The organism is Bradyrhizobium sp. SPXBL-04, from assembly GCF_051853035.1.
Classification (GTDB): Bacteria; Pseudomonadota; Alphaproteobacteria; order Rhizobiales; family Xanthobacteraceae; genus Bradyrhizobium; species Bradyrhizobium zhanjiangense.
Map to the genome: position 1 here is coordinate 8,180,410 of NZ_CP182472.1, position 17,648 is coordinate 8,198,057.

General features: G+C 64.2%; 16 protein-coding genes. 7 read left to right on the forward strand and 9 right to left on the reverse strand.

Annotation, left to right across the window (positions count from 1 at the left end; translation table 11 throughout):
- Positions 1-12: 12 nt before the first annotated feature.
- Both ctaD and coxB read right to left on the reverse strand, forming a co-directional pair.
- Positions 13-1,629, reverse strand: coding sequence for a cytochrome c oxidase subunit I (gene ctaD, locus ACNJX8_RS38960; protein ID WP_439358908.1), 1,617 nt, complete (start codon positions 1,627-1,629; stop codon positions 13-15).
- Between the two features lie 87 nt (positions 1,630-1,716).
- Positions 1,717-2,556 carry a cytochrome c oxidase subunit II gene (gene coxB / locus ACNJX8_RS38965; RefSeq protein WP_128936822.1) on the reverse strand — a complete coding sequence of 280 codons (840 nt, stop codon included), beginning with the start codon at positions 2,554-2,556 and terminating at the stop codon, positions 1,717-1,719.
- 448 nt (positions 2,557-3,004) lie between these two features.
- On the opposite strand from coxB, the gene ACNJX8_RS38970 reads away from it, so the two are divergent.
- The 4 genes from ACNJX8_RS38970 (at position 3,005) to ACNJX8_RS38985 (ending at position 6,436) form a co-directional block, all read left to right on the forward strand.
- Positions 3,005-3,535, forward strand: a complete 531-nt coding sequence (locus ACNJX8_RS38970) for an invasion associated locus B family protein (protein ID WP_439358909.1) — start codon at positions 3,005-3,007, stop codon at positions 3,533-3,535.
- 114 nt (positions 3,536-3,649) lie between these two features.
- Positions 3,650-5,077 (forward strand): metalloprotease TldD, encoded by a 1,428-nt coding sequence (tldD, locus tag ACNJX8_RS38975; protein WP_439358910.1) that lies wholly within the window; start codon positions 3,650-3,652, stop codon positions 5,075-5,077.
- Positions 5,074-5,853, forward strand: a complete 780-nt coding sequence (lepB, locus tag ACNJX8_RS38980; protein WP_091885205.1) for a signal peptidase I — start codon at positions 5,074-5,076, stop codon at positions 5,851-5,853. The genes tldD and lepB overlap by 4 nt, the downstream gene beginning before the upstream one ends.
- A gap of 16 nt (positions 5,854-5,869) precedes the next feature.
- On the forward strand, positions 5,870-6,436 hold the full coding sequence (locus tag ACNJX8_RS38985; RefSeq protein ID WP_128936824.1) for a nucleotidyltransferase family protein: 567 nt from the start codon (positions 5,870-5,872) through the stop codon (positions 6,434-6,436).
- Between the two features lie 45 nt (positions 6,437-6,481).
- On the opposite strand, the gene ACNJX8_RS38990 is transcribed toward ACNJX8_RS38985, so the two are convergent.
- The 3 genes from ACNJX8_RS38990 to ACNJX8_RS39000 form a co-directional block, all read right to left on the reverse strand.
- A complete protein-coding gene (locus tag ACNJX8_RS38990) occupies positions 6,482-7,048 on the reverse strand; it encodes a PAN domain-containing protein (protein WP_128936825.1) in 567 nt (188 codons plus the stop codon).
- Positions 7,049-7,160: 112 nt separating this feature from the next.
- On the reverse strand, positions 7,161-8,531 hold the full coding sequence (locus ACNJX8_RS38995) for a glutamate--cysteine ligase (RefSeq protein ID WP_439358911.1): 1,371 nt from the start codon (positions 8,529-8,531) through the stop codon (positions 7,161-7,163).
- A 98-nt stretch (positions 8,532-8,629) separates the two neighbouring features.
- Positions 8,630-9,127, reverse strand: a complete 498-nt coding sequence (locus tag ACNJX8_RS39000; RefSeq protein ID WP_018644966.1) for a MarR family winged helix-turn-helix transcriptional regulator — start codon at positions 9,125-9,127, stop codon at positions 8,630-8,632.
- Positions 9,128-9,253: 126 nt separating this feature from the next.
- Here ACNJX8_RS39000 and gstA point away from each other — a divergent pair, with 126 nt between their 5' ends.
- Both gstA and ACNJX8_RS39010 read left to right on the forward strand, forming a co-directional pair.
- Entirely contained in the window at positions 9,254-9,868 is a 615-nt protein-coding gene (gene gstA / locus ACNJX8_RS39005) for a glutathione transferase GstA (RefSeq protein ID WP_128936827.1), read from the forward strand.
- A gap of 319 nt (positions 9,869-10,187) precedes the next feature.
- The gene (locus tag ACNJX8_RS39010) at positions 10,188-10,418 is read left to right on the forward strand and encodes a hypothetical protein (protein WP_439358912.1); all 231 of its coding nucleotides are present in this window, start codon (positions 10,188-10,190) and stop codon (positions 10,416-10,418) included.
- A gap of 428 nt (positions 10,419-10,846) precedes the next feature.
- On the opposite strand, the gene ACNJX8_RS39015 is transcribed toward ACNJX8_RS39010, so the two are convergent.
- The 4 genes from ACNJX8_RS39015 to ACNJX8_RS39030 all read right to left on the reverse strand — a co-directional run bounded on the left by ACNJX8_RS39015 (position 10,847) and on the right by ACNJX8_RS39030 (position 16,753).
- Positions 10,847-13,060: an FAD-dependent oxidoreductase gene (locus tag ACNJX8_RS39015; RefSeq protein WP_439358913.1), complete on the reverse strand. Its 2,214-nt coding sequence runs from the start codon at positions 13,058-13,060 to the stop codon at positions 10,847-10,849.
- A gap of 155 nt (positions 13,061-13,215) precedes the next feature.
- Complete coding sequence (locus ACNJX8_RS39020; protein ID WP_439358914.1) at positions 13,216-14,424, reverse strand: acetyl-CoA C-acetyltransferase; 1,209 nt, start codon at positions 14,422-14,424, stop codon at positions 13,216-13,218.
- 55 nt (positions 14,425-14,479) lie between these two features.
- Positions 14,480-16,270 (reverse strand): acyl-CoA dehydrogenase C-terminal domain-containing protein, encoded by a 1,791-nt coding sequence (locus ACNJX8_RS39025; RefSeq protein ID WP_439358915.1) that lies wholly within the window; start codon positions 16,268-16,270, stop codon positions 14,480-14,482.
- 99 nt (positions 16,271-16,369) lie between these two features.
- Positions 16,370-16,753 (reverse strand): nuclear transport factor 2 family protein, encoded by a 384-nt coding sequence (locus ACNJX8_RS39030; RefSeq protein WP_439358916.1) that lies wholly within the window; start codon positions 16,751-16,753, stop codon positions 16,370-16,372.
- 195 nt (positions 16,754-16,948) lie between these two features.
- Between ACNJX8_RS39030 and ACNJX8_RS39035 the strand changes: the two genes are divergently transcribed.
- Positions 16,949-17,539 carry a PadR family transcriptional regulator gene (locus ACNJX8_RS39035; protein ID WP_439358917.1) on the forward strand — a complete coding sequence of 197 codons (591 nt, stop codon included), beginning with the start codon at positions 16,949-16,951 and terminating at the stop codon, positions 17,537-17,539.
- The last annotated feature ends 109 nt before the right edge of the window (positions 17,540-17,648 follow it).

Below are 17,648 nucleotides of genomic sequence, written 5' to 3' on the forward strand. Positions count from 1 at the left end.
GCGGACGATGACTTACTGCACGCGGGGCAGCACTTCGAACTGGTGGAACGGCGGCGGCGAGGACAGCGTCCACTCCAGCGTGGTTGCGCCCGCACCCCACGGATTGTCGCCAGCCGGCACCTTGCGGGCGAAAGCGTCGATCACGCAGTAGAGGAAGATCAAGACGCCGAAGCCGGAGATGTAGGAGCCGACCGAGGAGACCAGGTTCCAGCCCGCAAACGCATCGGGATAGTCGACGTAGCGGCGCGGCATGCCCGACAGGCCGAGGAAGTGCTGCGGGAAGAACACCAGGTTGACGCCGATGAAGGTGACCCAGAAGTGCAGCTTGGCGAGCCACTCATTGTACATGTAGCCCGACATTTTCGGGAACCAGTAGTACCAGCCGGCGAAGATCGCGAACACGGCGCCGAGCGACAGCACGTAGTGGAAGTGCGCGACGACGTAGTAGGTCTCCTGGAGCACGCGATCGACGCCCGCGTTCGCCAGCACGACGCCGGTGACGCCGCCGACCGTGAACAGGAAGATGAAGCCCACGGCCCAGATCATCGGCGCGCGGAATTCGATCGAGCCGCCCCACATCGTGGCGATCCAGGAGAAGATCTTCACGCCGGTCGGGACTGCGATGACCATCGTGGCGGCGACGAAATAGGCCTGCGTCGCCGAGGACATTCCGACCGTGTACATGTGGTGCGCCCACACCACGAAGCCGATGCCGCCGATCGCAACCATGGCGTAGGCCATGCCGAGATAGCCGAACACGGGCTTGCGCGAGAAGGTCGAGACGATTTGGCTGATCATGCCGAAGCCGGGCAGGATCAGGATGTACACCTCGGGGTGACCGAAGAACCAGAACAGGTGCTGGAACAGCACGGGATCGCCGCCGCCGTCGGGCGCGAAGAACGTCGTGTGGAAATTGCGGTCGGTGAGCAGCATGGTGATCGCACCGGCAAGCACCGGCAGCGACAACAGCAGCAGGAACACCGTCACCAGGATCGACCAGACGAACAGCGGCATTTTGTGCAGGGTCATGCCCGGCGCGCGCATGTTGAAGATCGTGGTGATGAAGTTGATGGCGCCGAGGATCGACGAGGCACCGGCAAGGTGCAGCGACAGGATCGCGAAGTCGACGGCCGGGCCCGGATGGCCCGAGGTCGACAGCGGCGCGTAGATGGTCCAGCCCGCGCCGACGCCGTTGGCGCCCGGCTCGCCCTCGACGAAGGTCGAGCACAGGAGCAGCGCGAAGGAGGCCGGTAGCAGCCAGAACGAGATGTTGTTCATGCGCGGGAACGCCATGTCCGGCGCGCCGATCATCAGCGGCACGAACCAGTTGCCGAAACCGCCGATCATCGCGGGCATGACCATGAAAAAGATCATGATCAGGCCGTGGCTGGTCACGAAGACGTTGTAGGTGTGCGTCTCGTGGAAGATCTGCACGCCCGGATACATCAACTCGGCGCGGATCGCGATCGACATCGCCGCACCAATGATGCCGGCGATGACCGCGAAGATCAGGTACATCGTGCCGATGTCCTTGTGGTTGGTCGAATAGACGTAGCGCCGCCATCCGGTCGGATGGGCGTGCTCGTCATGATGCGCGTGATCGCCGTGTGCCGCTGCGCTCGTTGCCATTTTCAAATCCTGCCTTGCGTCCCATTCGGACCTTATGCGGTCCCGCCCTTCATGTCGCTTTCAGTCCCTCGAGCCTGCGCCCGGCGCTTACTGCGTCGGGCCGGCCGCGGAGGCGTAGGTGCTGGTGCCGCCGCTCGCAAATTTCTTCTTCGCGGTCTCGACCCAGGAGGCGAACTCCTGGTCGTCGACCACGCGGATCGCGATCGGCATGAAGGCATGATCCTTGCCGCACAGTTCCGAGCACTGGCCGTAATACATGCCGGTCTTGGTGGCCTTGAACCAGGTCTCGTTCAGCCGGCCCGGAATGGCGTCGATCTTGACGCCGAAAGCCGGCAGCGCGAAGGCGTGGATGACGTCCGCGCCCGTGGTCTGGACCCGAATCACCTTGTTGACCGGCACCACCATCTCGTTGTCGACGCCGAGCAGGCGCGGCTGCTTGTCCTGGGCCATCAGCGAGTCGAACTCGAACTTGCCGTTATCAGGATAGGCATAGGACCAGTACCATTGCTTGCCCGTCGCCTTGACGGTCAGATCCGCCTTCGGCACGTCGAGCTCGAGGAACAGGAGGCGGAACGACGGCACCGCGATGCCGACCAGGATCAGCACCGGAACCAGGGTCCACACCACCTCGATCAGCGTGTTGTGGGTGGTCCGCGACGGCACCGGATTGGCCCTCGCATTGAACTTGATGACCACGACCACGAGCAGCGCCAGGACAAACAGCGTGATCAGGGTGATCAGCACGAACAGGAAGTTGTGGAACCAGACGATGTTGTCCATCACCGGCGAGCCGGATTGCTGGAGCGTCCACTCCCACGGAGCCGGTTGCCCGAGCTCGGCGAATGCCACACCGCCCGTCGCCAGCGTCAGACCCGCCACGGCCAATCCCAGCAACTGCCGGCCCATCCGGCCCATCGACATCCTCATGCCGTTCGCGCTCCCCTTACGAAATCACCCCACGTGCATTCCCCTGTTTCCGGGAAACGCTTATTCGATCCGCCCGTCTGACAAACCGCCGCGCAAGAATACCTCTAAGAGGAATTGGGGCCAGATCGCTAGAACGCCGTAATCAAGCCTCTCAAACCATAATTCTTGATCTATCGCAATGCAGTCTTGGGCCTCATCTGCCAGGCATCACACGCAAGATATTTCCTAGTAACATCAGACAAAAATACCGTTTCCCGGTACGCTGCGACTTGACAGCGGAATTGCCCGCGGTAGGCACTGGCAAACAGCCGCGCAGGATCCTGATTCGTGCGGGCGATGGTGGTGCGCGGCGGCGCGGAATTTGCTTGGGAATTGCCTTCAAGACGCCGTCATTCCCGTATCAGTCCGCCAGGTGCGAGCGACCCAGGCGAGCAGAGGGACCGACCCGATGGGGCTTTCGAGATGCATGGCAAGGCAGGCTGGCGGCCTCACGATGGTGGCCGCCCTGCTGGCGGTCGCCTTCCTGGCGCTGCCCGGCCTTGCCCATGCGCAGGGCGCGGTGCGCTCCGTCCATGGCGACTGGCAGATCCGCTGCGACACTCCGCCCGGCGCCCAGACCGAGCAATGCGCCCTGATCCAGAGCGTGGTGGCGGAGGACCGCTCCAATGCCGGCCTGACCGTGATCGTGCTCAAGACCGCCGACCAGAAGAGCCGCCTGATGCGGGTGGTCGCCCCGCTCGGCGTGCTCTTGCCCTCCGGCCTCGGCCTCAAGCTCGACAACCAGGACGTCGGCCGCGCCGGATTCGTCAGATGCCTGCCTAACGGCTGCGTCGCGGAAGTGGTGATGGACGACAAGTTGCTGGGCCAGCTCCGCAGCGCCAAGACTGCGACCTTCATCATCTTCGAGACCCCTGAAGAAGGCATCGGCTTCCCGCTCAGCCTGAACGGGCTCGGCGAGGGCTACGACAAGCTGCCGTAGGACGGCTCGACGACCGGGCGATTCTATTGTTTCCGTAATGTGAGGCTTGGCGCCCTCGCGGAACCGGTCCGAAACCATTATCTTGCCCCACATCCCCCGATAATGGACGGACGTATGACCAACCCTGCCACAACCTCCCTGCTCGACCGTGCCAATCTCGACCGCGACCAGGTTCGCAACGAGGTCGCGCGCGGGCTTGCCGGCGCCGACGATGGCGAACTGTTCCTGGAGTACAGCCAGACCGAAGCGCTGATGTTCGACAATGGGCGGCTGAAGCAGGCGACCTATGACACCTCACAGGGCTTTGGCCTGCGCGCCGTCAAGGACGATGCGGTCGGCTATGCGCATTCCTCCGACGTCTCGCTGCCGGCGCTGATTCGCGCCGCCGATGCAGTCGCAGCCGTGCGCGGTGGCTATTCCGGCAGTTTTGCCGCCCCGCCAGCGCATACCAACGTGCGGCTTTACAGTGACGACAATCCGCTCGATGCCCCCGGCTTCGAGGCCAAAGTAAAACTGCTCGCCGAGATCGACGCCTATCTGCGCGACAAGGATCCGCGGGTGCGGCAGGTCAGCGTCAGTCTGGGCGCGACCTGGCAGGTCGTCGAGATCCTGCGGCCCGACGGCGAGAGCTATCGCGACATCCGCCCGCTCGTGCGCGTCAACATCTCTGTCGTCGCCGGCCAGGGCGACCGCCAGGAGAGCGGCAGCAAGGGCTATGGCGGTCGCGCCGGCTATGGCGAATTCATCGAGAGCAGGTCCTGGCGCGAAGCCGCCGACGGCGCGCTGCGCGAGGCGCTGGTCAATCTGGAATCGATTCCGGCTCCAGCCGGCGAGATGGACGTCGTGCTGGGCGCCGGCTGGCCCGGCGTGATGCTGCATGAAGCGGTCGGCCACGGCCTCGAGGGCGACTTCAACCGCAAGAAGACCTCGGCCTTCGCCGGCCTGATGGGCCAGCAGGTCGCGGCCAAGGGCGTCACCGTGGTTGACGACGGCACCATCGCCTCGCGCCGCGGCTCGCTCTCGATCGACGACGAGGGCACGCCGACCAATCGCACCGTGCTGATCGAGGACGGCATCCTGGTCGGCTACATGCAGGACCGTCAGAACGCGCGGCTGATGAACATGAAGCCGACCGGCAACGGCCGCCGCCAGGGCTACGCCCATGTGCCGATGCCGCGCATGACCAACACCTACATGCTCGCAGGCGACCGCGATCCCGCCGAGATCCTCGCCTCCGTGAAGAACGGGGTGTTCGCCGCGAATTTCGGCGGCGGCCAGGTCGACATCACCTCGGGCAAATACGTGTTCCAGTGCACCGAGGCCTACAAGATCGAAAACGGCAAGCTGGGGGCGCCCCTGAAGGGCGCCATGCTGATCGGCAACGGGCCGACCGATCTGCACCGCATCCGCATGGTCGGCAACGACCTCGCGCTCGACACCGGCATCGGCACCTGCGGCAAGAACGGCCAGGGCGTGCCTGTCGGCGTCGGCCAGCCATCGCTGTTGATGGAGCGCATTACAGTAGGTGGAACGGGCGCATGAGCGTGGAAGAAAAGGTGACTGTCACCACCAAACGGAAGAGCAGCGGCTGGGGCGGGCAGCTGATGCAGCTCGCCGGCATCGTCGCCGCCGTGTTCATTGCCAAGGGCGCGCTGGCCGAACCTTTCTACGTGCCGTCGGGCTCGATGGAGCCGACGCTCTTGATCGGCGATGCGCTGCTCGCCTCGAAATTCCCCTATGGCTACGGCACTTCGTCGCTGCCGATCCAGATCAACCTGCCGGAGACCGGCCGCGTCTTCGCGGAGACGCCGAAACGCGGCGACGTCGTCGTGTTCCGCTGGCCCGGTGATCGCTCGCAGGCCTGGGTCAAACGCGTCGTCGGCTTGCCCGGCGATCGCATCCAGATGCGGCAGGGCCAGCTCTTCATCAACGACCGCCCCGCTGAGCTGAAGCCCGATGGCGTTGGCGCTGCCGAGGACGACAATGGCGGCCGCGAGCCCGCCTACCGCTATATCGAGACGCTGCCGAACGGCGTGTCGCACCTGATCTTCAAGATGCGCGACAACGGCCCGCTGGACAACACGCCGGAAGTGACGGTGCCAGCAGGCCATCTGTTCGTGCTCGGCGACAACCGCGACAACTCCGCCGACAGCCGCGTGCCGCTGCGCTCTGGTGGCGTGGGCCTGTTGCCGATCGACAATCTGGTCGGCCGCGCGGACGCCGTGCTCGGCTCCTGGGATCTCGGCATCCGCGGCCAGCCGGTGTGGACCTGGCTCTCCGGCTTCAGGCTCGCGCGGTTCTTCACCGCCGTGCATTGAGACTCCTCACCTCACGATGAACCGTGACGAATTCCTCGCACTTGCGCTGAGAAATCCCGTCAACGTCGCGATCATCGATGAACTGCATCGCCTCGCGCTGCCGGATGCATGGCTGGTCTCTGGATGCCTGGTGCAGACAGTGTGGAACGTGCTCACCGGCCGCGCGGTCGATCACGGGATCGCCGATTACGACGTGTTCTATTTCGACTCCGACACCTCATGGGAGGCGGAAGACGCGGTGATCCGGGATGTATCTGCGCGGCTCGGTCATCTCGGCGTCAAGGTCGAGACCCGCAACCAGGCGCGCGTGCATCTTTGGTATCCCGGCAAGCACGGCCTGCCCTATCCGCCCCTGACGCGCGCGTCCGATGGCATCGACCGCTTTCTCACGCAGAACACGCAAGTCGGCGTGAGACGCACAGATGATGGCCATGAGGTCTACGCACCGCACGGCTTCGATGATGTGGCGGCGTTGATTACGCGTCCCAATCCGGGCGCGAATTTCTCTGCGACGAACTATGCGGCGAAGGCTGCGCGATGGAAGGCGCTGTGGCCGGAGCTTACGGTGATCGCTGCGGAGTGAGGTGCCGGTAGGGTGGGCAAAGCGAAGCGTGCTACGGGATCCTGCTTATCTCACCACGCCCGATGTGAACCCCGCCTTTCGCCGCGGCGGCTTGATTTCCTTTTTCAGGAAGCAGCGCGCCTCGCGCCCGGTGTAGCCGGGACGGGCATAGGTGAAGGCGCGGCATTTGTTGTCGGCGGTGCAGGCCGCCTTGCAGGCCTCCTCGCCTTCGCCGACCTTGAGCTCGAAATTGCGCAGGTCTCCGCCCGGACGATCGATCGAGGTTTCCACGCCCTCGATGCGCGGCTCGATCACGCCGGCGCCGCGGACGCCGGAGATGCAGCAATTGCCCGGCACGCGCGCCGGCACCGTATTCTTGAGCCAGCACACCGCCGAGCCGCCTTCGACGTCGGGATAGTTGAAGCTCCAGGAGCGGCAGCGGCGGTCACGCTCGCAGAGCAGCGCACAATCCTCAGGATCACCGGAGGTGACCGGCGTGTTGAAATAGTCGCCGCCCGGGCGGTCGAACGCCGTCTGCGCGGGCGCCGGCACGCTCGCAAACACGAGCGAAAGCAGCGCGGCGCATGCCACGACGCTTGCGATGACGCCCCCGGACAGGCGACCCTTCCCCATCGGAACAGCTTTCGAGTTATTGACGACGCTCAGGTTTTTTCAGCCGATCATTTGATCGCCGCAAACCTGTACGTGCGATGAACGCTCAGTTCCCGATCGTTAGCCTATTGGTCTAGAAAGCGTATTCCGCGTAGGCCGGTTCCACCGAACCCTTCCAGGGACCATTAAACTTGTCCAGCATCTCCTCGGCCGGCGTGCGGCCGGAATCGATGATACGATCGAGCGGCTCCAGATGCCGGGTCTCGTCGCGGCCGAGCTGATCGATCCGGCCGCGCCGGCGCAGGCCGGCATGTGCCAGGACGAGGCACTCCTTGGCGATCTCGAAGAGATAGCGATCCCTGATCCGCGACTTGAAGCCGAAGCGCGGCACATCGTCGCGCAAGGCCTGACGTTCAGGCGCGCTCCAGTGCTTCACGATTTCCCAGGCAGCGTCGAGCGAGACGTCGTCGTAGAGCAGCCCGACCCAGAACGCCGGTAGCGCCGGCAACCGGCCCCACGGGCCACCGTCGGAGCCGCGCATCTCGAGATAGCGCTTGAGCCGCACCTCGGGAAAGATCGTCGAGAGATGGTTGGCCCAGTCCGACAGCGTCGGTCGCTCGCCGGGCAGATTGTTGTTGCGGCCGTCGAAGAAGGCGCGGAACGAGGAGCCCGACACGTCGATGTAGTCCTCGCCGCGCTTGACGAAATACATGGGCACGTCGAGCGCGTAGTCCACATAGCGCTCGAAGCCCATGCCGTCTTCGAACGCCCAGGGCATCATGCCCGAACGCGCATTGTCGGTGTCGCGCCAGATCTCGGAGCGGAAGGAGAGGAAGCCGTTCGGCTTGCCCTCGGTGAACGGCGAGTTGGCGAACAACGCCGTCGCGACCGGCTGGAGCGCGAGCGAGACCCGCAGCTTCTTGACCATGTCGGCTTCCGAGGAGAAGTCGAGATTGGTCTGCACCGTGCAGGTCCGGTACATCATGTCGAGCCCGTATTGGCCGACCTTCGGCATGTAATTGGTCATGATCTTGTAGCGGCCCTTGGGCATCACCGGGATGTCCGCGCGCGACCAGGACGGCGTCATGCCGAGCCCGAGGAAGCCGATGCCGAGCGGCGTTGCGATCTCGCGCACTTGCGCCAGATGCGCCATCAGCTCGCTCTGGGTCTGGTGCACGTTCTCGACCGGCGCGCCGGAGAGCTCGAACTGTCCGCCGGGCTCGAGCGAAATGGCACCGCCGCCGGTGACGTCGTAGAGGCCGATGATGTTGCCTCTCTCCATGATCGGCTCCCAGCCGAGCAGGAGCTTCATGCCCTCGAGCAGCGCGCCGATGCCGCGCGCGCCTTCGTAAGGCACGGGGCGATGGCCTTCGAGCGTGAACGGCGTCTTCTCGTGCTCGGTCCCCAGGCGGAATTCGGAGGGATCCTTGCAGCCGGCCTCGAACCACGCGACGAGCTCGTCGCGCGATTGTAGTGGCGTCATATCGATCTGGTCTCGCGCCATATCAAACTCTAATCAAGAAGCGCTTCGACCGAACGCGCGGGTGACGGGGAGGGTCCGCGAACCCGCCGGGCGCGCGGACGTGCTGGTTTGCCGCGCGATCATCGCGACGGTGTGCTTTCGTTGACGTTGGCGACGGGCGGCAATTTCATCTCGCCGCACGAACAGCCTAGGCGATCAAGCAGACCACTGAGCTTGACGGCGTCGGCATCTGATAGTTTCGAACCGACATATTTCTCGATTGCGGCCGAATAAGCGCCCCACATCCGCTTCTGCAACTCGCGGCCGGCTTCCGTGATCTCGACGAACTGGCCGCGCTTGTCGATCTTGCATTCGCGCCGCGAGGCGAGACCTTCGTCGACCAGGCGGTCGATCAGCCGCGAGGTCGAGTATTGCGGGATCAGCATCTGGCGTTCGAGCTCCACCGGCCGCAGCTCGCCAGAGGGGGCGCGGGACAATTCGAGCAGCGCGTCATACCAGGCGAGCGGCGGGAACCCCGCTTTCTTCAGGTCCTGCTCGACACAGTCGAGCACGCGGCTCTGCACCCGCATCAGGCGGATCCAGGCCGAAGTTGCCTCGGTCGATGGTTTGCGTTTCATGGTCGCGCTCAAGCTCGTCGCCCGCTCTTTACCCCATTCGATGCAGCTGCATCAATCTTGACTATTTCATGCAAGCGCATGTAGTCGTTCTTTCGCCCTCACCAAGCGTCACGAGAAAGAAATTCCATGAAACTGTACTATTCGCCCGGCGCCTGCTCCCTGTCCCCCCACATCGCGCTCCTGGAAGCCGGCCTGCCCTATGAGCTGGTCAAGGTCGATATCCGAGCCAAGAAGCTCGAAAATGGCGAGGATTATCTGAAGCTGAACCCCAAGGGCCAGGTTCCTGCGCTGGGCCTCGATAGCGGTGAGATCGTGACCGAAGGCCCCGTGATTGTCCAGATGATCGCCGATCAGGCATCAAGCAAAGCGCTGGCCCCCGCCCGCGACAGTTCCGAGCGCTACAAGCTGCTCGAATGGCTCAACTTCCTCACCTCGGAGGTGCACAAGAGCTTTGGCCCGCTGTTCGCCCCGGCGCTCAACGACGAGGCCAAGGCCTTCTTCAAGGATCGCGTCATGGGCAAGCTGAAATATATCGACAGCCAGCTCGCCGGCCGCGACTACCTCATGGGCAAGCAGTTCACGGTCGCCGACGGCTATCTCTTCACGATGCTGACCTGGGGCGACCGGATGAAGTTCGACCTCTCGGCGATGCCCAACCTGACCGCCTACAAGGCCCGCGTCGCGGCGCGGCCGCAGGTGCAGGAAGCGCTGAAGAAGGAAGGATTGGTCCAGGCAGCGTAAGGCCAGACCACAACAGGCGAGATGATAAAGAGCCGGATCGATGATCCGGCTCTTTTGCTTGAACCGCTCAGGGAAACCCGGAGGTTCGAGATGTCTTGATATCAATTTTACGAGCATTGTCGGAGTTAACAATAACTCCGCCTTGCGTGCTCGGCGGAGGTCACCATCCTTGTGAGAGCAATCCGGTTGGCTCTACTTCAGCTAGGGCCCGCGATGCGGGCCCCCGAACTGGGAAGCTCTCGTGACAACCGTACTCCTCCTCTTGCTCGCGAGTGCAATCACTGGATTAGCGACGGGGTTATTCTTCCGAGTCTGGGCTTTGTCGCTGGTCTCGCCGGCGACCGCGATCCTTGCCGCAACCGTCCTTCAGACCTCAGGCTTCGGATTTTGGACCGGGATTCCGATCGTCGTCGGCTGTCTTGTTGCCGGCCAGCTTGCCTATATGGCGGCGACGTTCCACCTGCACAGAGGGAAGCTCTCAATGCAGGACGAGATCGACGGCGAACCAGGCGAGCATAGCCATCGCCATATCGAAGAAGAGAACGAGTAGGGCCAGGCCGGCCCACGAGGGAATTTTTCTACGCCGCCGGAGGAGCCCGCGGCGCGGCCACAGCCGACCCACCAGAAATAGCGGGGCGTGTCTTATCGCAACGCCGGCTGCGCTGTCTTGGGACACCGTCGGGATCATTGCGGGACACCTTCAATGCTAATGGTCATCCGGTGATTCATTAGCAAGAGCGGTGCCAGTGCGGAGCGAGCGTGGCTGGGATTTGAAGCGGCGCCGGTGACCCGATATCGGGCCGCGCATTCTCGCCGTTCGATCACGAAAACAAAAAAAGGCCGGATCGATGATCCGGCCTTTTGTTTCTGCGCAGTCCGCGTAGCCCGGATGGAGCGAAGCGTAATCCGGGTAAATCCAGCATCCGAGGAGATGCTGTCCCGGATTTCGCTTTCGCTCCATCCGGGCTACTGGCTCTCTTAGGCCGCCGCCTTCTTCGGCGCGAACCGGCCATAGAAGGTCTCGCCCTTCGCCGCCATCTCTTCCAGCAACTTCGGCGGGGTGAAGCGCGAGCCGTATTTGGCCTCTAACTTGTGGCAGAGCTCGACGAACTTCTTCGTGCCCATGAAGTCGATGTAGGACAGCGTACCGCCGGTGAACGGCGCGAAGCCGAAGCCGAGGATCGAGCCGACATCGGCCTCGCGCGGATCGGTGATGACGTGGTCCTCGACCGTGCGCGCGGCCTCCACCGCTTGTACCACCAGGAAGCGCTGCTTCAGCTCCTCGACATCGAGCGTATCAGGGTCGAGCTGCTTCGGCTGCAACGCGGACAGGCCTGGCCACAGGCTCTTCTGACCCTTGCCCTTCTCGGGATAGTCGTAGAAGCCCTTGCTGTTCTTGCGGCCAAGCCGGCCCTGCTTCTCGACCATCTCGACCATCAGCTTCTTCTGGTCGGGGTTAATGGCGTTGGGGCCGAGATCGGCTTCCGTCGCCTTCATGATCTTGAGGCCGAGGTCGAGCGCGACTTCGTCCGACAGCGAGAGCGGGCCGACCGGCATGCCGGCCATCTTGGCGCAGTTCTCGATCATCGCCGGCGGCACGCCTTCGAGGAACATCTCGTTGCCTTCGGCGACGTAGCGGCCGACGCAGCGGTTGGCGAAGAAGCCGCGGCTGTCGTTGACGACGATCGGCGTCTTGCCGATCTGCCGGACGTAATCGAGCGCGGTCGCGAGCGCGACGTCGCCGGTGTTCTTGCCGAGGATGATCTCGACCAGCATCATCTTCTCGACCGGCGAGAAGAAGTGGATGCCGACGAACTTGCCCTGGTCCTTGAAGCTCTCGGCCAGCGAGGTGATCGGCAGCGTCGAGGTGTTGGACGCGAAGATCACGTCGGGCTTCAGGTATTCCTGCGCCTTGGCGAAGGTCTCCGCCTTGACCTTGCGGTCCTCGAACACGGCCTCGATGACGAGGTCGACGTCCCTCAGCGCGGCATAGTCCGCCGTCGCCGTGATGCGCGCGAGCAGCGCTTCGGCATCGCCAGGCTTGGCGCGGCCTTTCTTGATCTGCTCCTCGATCACCTTCTGCGCATGCGCCTTGCCCTTGTCGGCGCTCTCCTGGTCGCGATCGATCAGGACGACGTCGAGGCCGGCGCGGGCCGAGACGTAGCCGACGCTCGCGCCCATGAAGCCGGCGCCGATCACGGCGATCTTCTTCACCTTGGTGGGCGGCACGTTCTTCGGACGGCGAGCGCCCTTGTTCAATTCCTGCATCGAGAGGAACAGGCTGCGGATCATTGCAGCCGCTTCCTTCGAGCGCAGCACCGAGGTGAAATAGCGCGACTCGACGCGAAGCGCGGCGTCGATCGGCAGCTGCAGACCTTCATAGACGCAGCTCATGATCGCGCGCGCGGCCGGATAATTGTCGTAGGTCTCGCGGCGATAGATCGCGTTGCCGGCGGGGAACATCATCATGCCGGCCTTGGAGAACACCGGGCCGCCGGGGAGCTTGAAACCCTTCTCGTCCCAGGGCGCGACCGCTTTGCCACCGCTCTTGATCCAGTCCTTGGCCGCCTTGATGAGATCGGCGGCAGGAACGATGGCGTGGATCAGGTTCAGCGCCTTCGCTTTCTCCACCGTGACAGGATCGCCCTTGAGCAGGATCGTCATCGCGTCCTGCGGCGGCACCAGGCGCGGCACGCGTTGCGTGCCGCCCGCGCCGGGAAACAGGCCGACCTTGACCTCGGGCAGGCCGAGGCGGGTCTTGGGATTCTCCGCGGCCACGCGATAGTGGCAGCATAGCGTGATCTCGAAACCGCCGCCGAGCGCGAGGCCGTTGATCGCGGCCGCCCACGGCTTGCCGGAGGTCTCGATCGAGCGCAGCACCTGCGAGAAGCGGCGGCTCTGGTCGAACAGCATCTGGTTCGCCGCGGTCTCGCCCTGCTCCTTCAAGAGCTTCGCATAGGCCTGGTTCATGCCTTCGAGCATCGACAGGTCGGCGCCGGCGCAGAATGCTTCTTTCGCCGAGGTGATGACGACGCCCTTCACCGCGGCGTCTGCCGTGGTCGCCTTGACGATGGCGTCGAGCTCGTTGGTCGAAGTCTCGTCGAGCACGTTCATCGAACGGCCCGGGATGTCCCAGGTGACGAGCGCGATGCCGTCGGAATCGGTCTCAACCCTGAAGTTCTTGTACGACATGTTGGTTGCTCCTCGGTGCCGCAGCCGATGCCAGGCGCGGCGGTTGACTTAAGGTCTCCTAGGGTGGGTAAAGGCGACTTTGCGCCGTGCCCACCCTCGTTTGCGGAGACAGCGGTGGTGGGCACGCTTCGCTTTGCCCACCCTACGGCAGCTCATTACACGCGCTCGATGATGGTCGCGGTGCCCATGCCGCCGCCGATGCACAGCGTCACCAGCGCGGTGGACTTGTTGGTGCGCTCGAGCTCGTCGAGCACGGTGCCGAGGATCATCGCGCCGGTCGCCCCGAGCGGATGGCCGAGCGCGATCGCACCGCCATTGACGTTGATCTTGGCGTTGTCGATGTCGAAGGCCTGGATGTAGCGCAGCACGACGGAGGCGAAGGCCTCGTTGAGCTCGAACAGGTCGATGTCGAACTTCTTCATGCCGGAGCGCGCGAACAGCTTCTCGGTGACGTCGACCGGACCGGTCAGCATCATCGCCGGCTCCGAGCCGATGTTGGCGAAGGCGCGAATCTTCGCACGCGGCTTCATGCCGTATTTCGCACCCGCCTCCTTGCTGCCGAGCAGCACGGCGCCGGCGCCGTCGACGATGCCCGAGGAGTTGCCGGCGTGGTGCACGTAGTTGACGCGCTCGATCTCCGGGTGCGACTGCAGCGCGACGCCATCGAAGCCGCCCATCTGCGCCATCATCGTGAACGACGGCTGCAGCTGCGCCAGCGACTGCATCGTCGTCGAGGGACGCATGTGCTCGTCCTTGGCGAGGATGGTGAGGCCGTTGATGTCCTTGACTGGCACCACGGACTTGTTGAAGCGGCCCTCGTCCCAGGCCTGAGCCGCGCGCTGCTGGCTCTGCAGCGCGTAGGCATCGACGTCGTCACGCGAGAAACCGTATTTGGTGGCGATCAGATCAGCGGAAACGCCCTGCGGCATGAAATAGGCCGGCACCGCCATCGAGGGATCCATCGGCCAGGCGCCGCCGGAGGCGCCAATACCGACGCGGCTCATCGATTCGGCGCCGCCGCCGATCACCAGCTCATGCTGGCCGCTCATCACCTGCGCGGCGGCAAAGTTCACGGCGTCGAGACCTGAGGCACAGAAGCGGCTGATCTGCACGCCGGGCACGGCGTCGCCGAGACCAGCCTTGAGCGCAGCGAAGCGCGCGATGTCGGAGCCCGCTTCGCCGACGGGATCGACCACGCCGAGCACGACGTCATCGACGGAATCCTCGGGCAGGTTGTTGCGATCCTTCAGCGCCTTCAGCGGCACGGCGGCGAGCGCAAGCGCCGTCACTTCGTGCAGCGCACCGTCCGCCTTGCCGCGGCCGCGCGGGGTGCGAACGTGGTCGTAGATGAATGCCTCAGGCATGACGCCCTCCTGGTGTGATGTTCAGATCGATTGGGAGCGGGCAGCGGAAGCAGGCTCAGAACGCTTCCGCCGGCAATTCCATGATGGTGGCGCAGCCGGCCTGGATGCGCGCGAGATTGGCGGCGGTCTCCGGCAGCATCCGCTCCATGAAGAAGCGGCCGGTGACGAGCTTGGTCGAGAGATAGGGCGTCGCCCCGCCCTCGGCAATCTTCGCCTGCGTCACCTTCGCCATCTTCGCCCACATGTAGCCGAGCGCGACGAAGCCGAAGAGATGCAGGTAATCGGTTGCGGCAGCGCCCGCATTGTCCGGCTTCGCCATCGCGTTCTGCATCAGCCAGGTGGTGGCCTGCTGGAGATGGCCGAGCGAGGTCGAGAGCGGGGTGATGAAGGGTTTGAGCGCCTCGTCGCCGCCGTTCTCCTTGGCGAAGGCCATGACCTCGCCGAAGAAGGCCATGATGGCGCGGCCGCCGTCGCGTGGTAGCTTGCGGCCGACGAGGTCGAGCGCCTGGATGCCGTTGGCGCCTTCATAGATCATCGCAATGCGCGCATCGCGCACGAACTGCTCCATGCCCTGCTCGGCGATGTAGCCGTGGCCGCCATACATCTGCTGCGCCTGCACCGCATTGGCAAAGCCGTAATCGGTGAGGAAGCCCTTCAGCACCGGGGTCATCAGGCCCATGTGGTCGTCGGCAGCCTGGCGGTCCTTGGGATCCTCCGAGCGATGGGCGACGTCGCTCTTCAGCGCGGTCCAGATCACGAAGGCGCGCGCGGCCTCGTTGAAGGCGCGGATCGAGAGCAGCGTGCGGCGCACGTCGGGATGCACGATGATCGGGTCAGCCGGCTTGTCCGGCGCCTTGGCGCCGGTGAGGGAACGGCCCTGGATGCGCTCGCGGGCATAGGCGACCGCGTTCTGATAGGCGACCTCGGACTGCGCGAGGCCCTGCACGGCGACGCCGAGGCGAGCCTCGTTCATCATCACGAACATGCCCTGCATGCCCTTGTTCTCTTCGCCGATCAGCCAGCCGGTGGCGTTGTCGTAGTTCATCACGCAGGTGGAATTGCCGTGGATGCCCATCTTGTGCTCGATCGAGCCGCAGACCACGCCGTTGCGCTGCCCGACCGAACCATCGGCATTGACCAGGAATTTCGGCACCACGAACAGCGACACGCCCTTGATGCCGGCGGGCGCGCCCTCGATGCGGGCGAGCACGAGGTGGATGATGTTGGAGGCGAGGTCATGCTCGCCGGCCGAGATGAAGATCTTGGTGCCCGTGATCTTGAAGCTGCCGTCGGCCTGGCGCACCGCCTTGGTGCGCAGCATGCCGAGATCGGTGCCGCAATGCGGCTCGGTCAGGTTCATGGTGCCGGTCCATTCGCCGGCGACCATCTTCGGCACGTAGGTCTGCTTCTGTTCGGGCGTGCCGTGCACCAGCAATGCCGCGGTCGCGCCCATGGTGAGGCCGCCATACATCGAGAACGCCATGTTGGCGGAGATCTGGAATTCGTTGACCGCCTGGCTCAGCGTCACCGGCAGGCCCTGGCCGCCATATTCCGTCGGCGCCGACAGACCGAGCCAGCCGCCCTCGACGACCTGCTTGAAGGCATCCTTAAAACCCTTCGGCGTGGTGACACTGCCGTCCTCACTGCGCTTGCAGCCTTCGAGATCGCCGACGCGGTTGAGCGGCTGCAGCACCTCCTCGGCGAGCTTGGCGGCCTCGCCGAGGATCGCCTCGCGCACGTCGCTCGACGCGTCCGAGAAGCCCGGCAGATTGTCGTAGCGATCGATCTGGAAGACGTCGTTGAGCAGGAAGTTCACGTCTTCGACAGGGGCTTTATAGATCGGCATGGCGTTCTCCCGGCGTGGGGCTTGAAGTGGTGATGTCGTGTATTCCTGCGGCGCAGCCTTGCCCGCGAGCTTAGCGGGTTCCGCAACCTCAGGGCACTGTCATGATTGGGCCGCAAGCTGCTCCGCCATCAGGCGATGCAGCATGTTGATGGCCTTGAGCGGACGCACCATCACCTTGAAGTGGGTGATGCGTCCTTCGCTGTCGAAGCTGATGATGTCGACACCGTTGATCTCGATGCCGTCGATGACGTTCTTGAATTCGAGCACGGCGCCATTGCCGCTGCGCCATTCACCGACATAGGTGAAGCCGGGACCGCCGAGCACCTTCTCGGCGCTGGAGAGGTATTTGAAGGTGATGTCGCGCCCGCGCTGCGGGGTGTGCACGACGGGGCTTTCGAACAGGGCATCCGGGTGCAGAAGGTCCCAGAGCGCGGCGCGGTCGTGAGACTTCATGTAGGCGTACCAGGAATCGAGGCCGGTCATTCTCAGGTGCCTCCCTAGGGCAAGGGCATGAATGCGAAAACAACCCCATGCACAGTAGCGAGAAGGTTGATTCCGCTGGATTTTCAGTCGGGGTCTTGGCCCCGTCCACAAGCTGCCTCATATGCACATTGACGCATATGCGCCGATGCGCATAAAGTCAAGCAGGTTGGTCAGACCTAAGAAGGGAGGCCGGTCATGGCGCTCGGCGACGCAATCCTCGCATGCCTGACGGAACGTCCGATGACGGGCTACGAGCTCGCCAAGACGTTCGATTCCTCGATCGGCTTCTTCTGGAAGGCCGACCACCAGCAGATCTACCGCGAGCTCTCCAAGCTGCGCGACCGCGGCTACATCCAGGGCCGCGAGGTCGTGCAATCCGGAAAGCCCAATAAGCTGATCTATACGCTGACTCCCGAAGGCCGAACAGCGCTGCGGCACTGGGCCGCGCGGCCAAGCACGCCGCCCTCGATCAAGGACGACCTGCTGGTGCGCCTCCATGCGCTCGACAGCATCGACATCGAGCCCATGCGAACCGATTTGATGGCCCGCCTGGAGCACCATCGCGATCGCCATGCCAACTACGAGCGCATCCTGAAGAAGCGTTTTCCCGACGGCACTGCGGAAGGCCGGCTCGATCTCGGCAACCTGCTCCTGCTCCGCTTAGGGGCCCGGCACGAGCAGATGGTGGCCGATTTCTGCGAGGAGGCGCTGGAGGCGCTGTCGGCGATGAGCGGCAAGGCCACGGTGGTGCCGCTGGAAGACGGCAAGCGCGAGGGGAAGGGTTAAGTCAGGCACCCGCTCGGGCAGTCCCCTGAAGGCAACATGTGACTTGTAAGGCCCAGACCTCGTTTGAGGCGAGGGCATCCCGGACCGCGAATCGATCCGCCGACGGCGC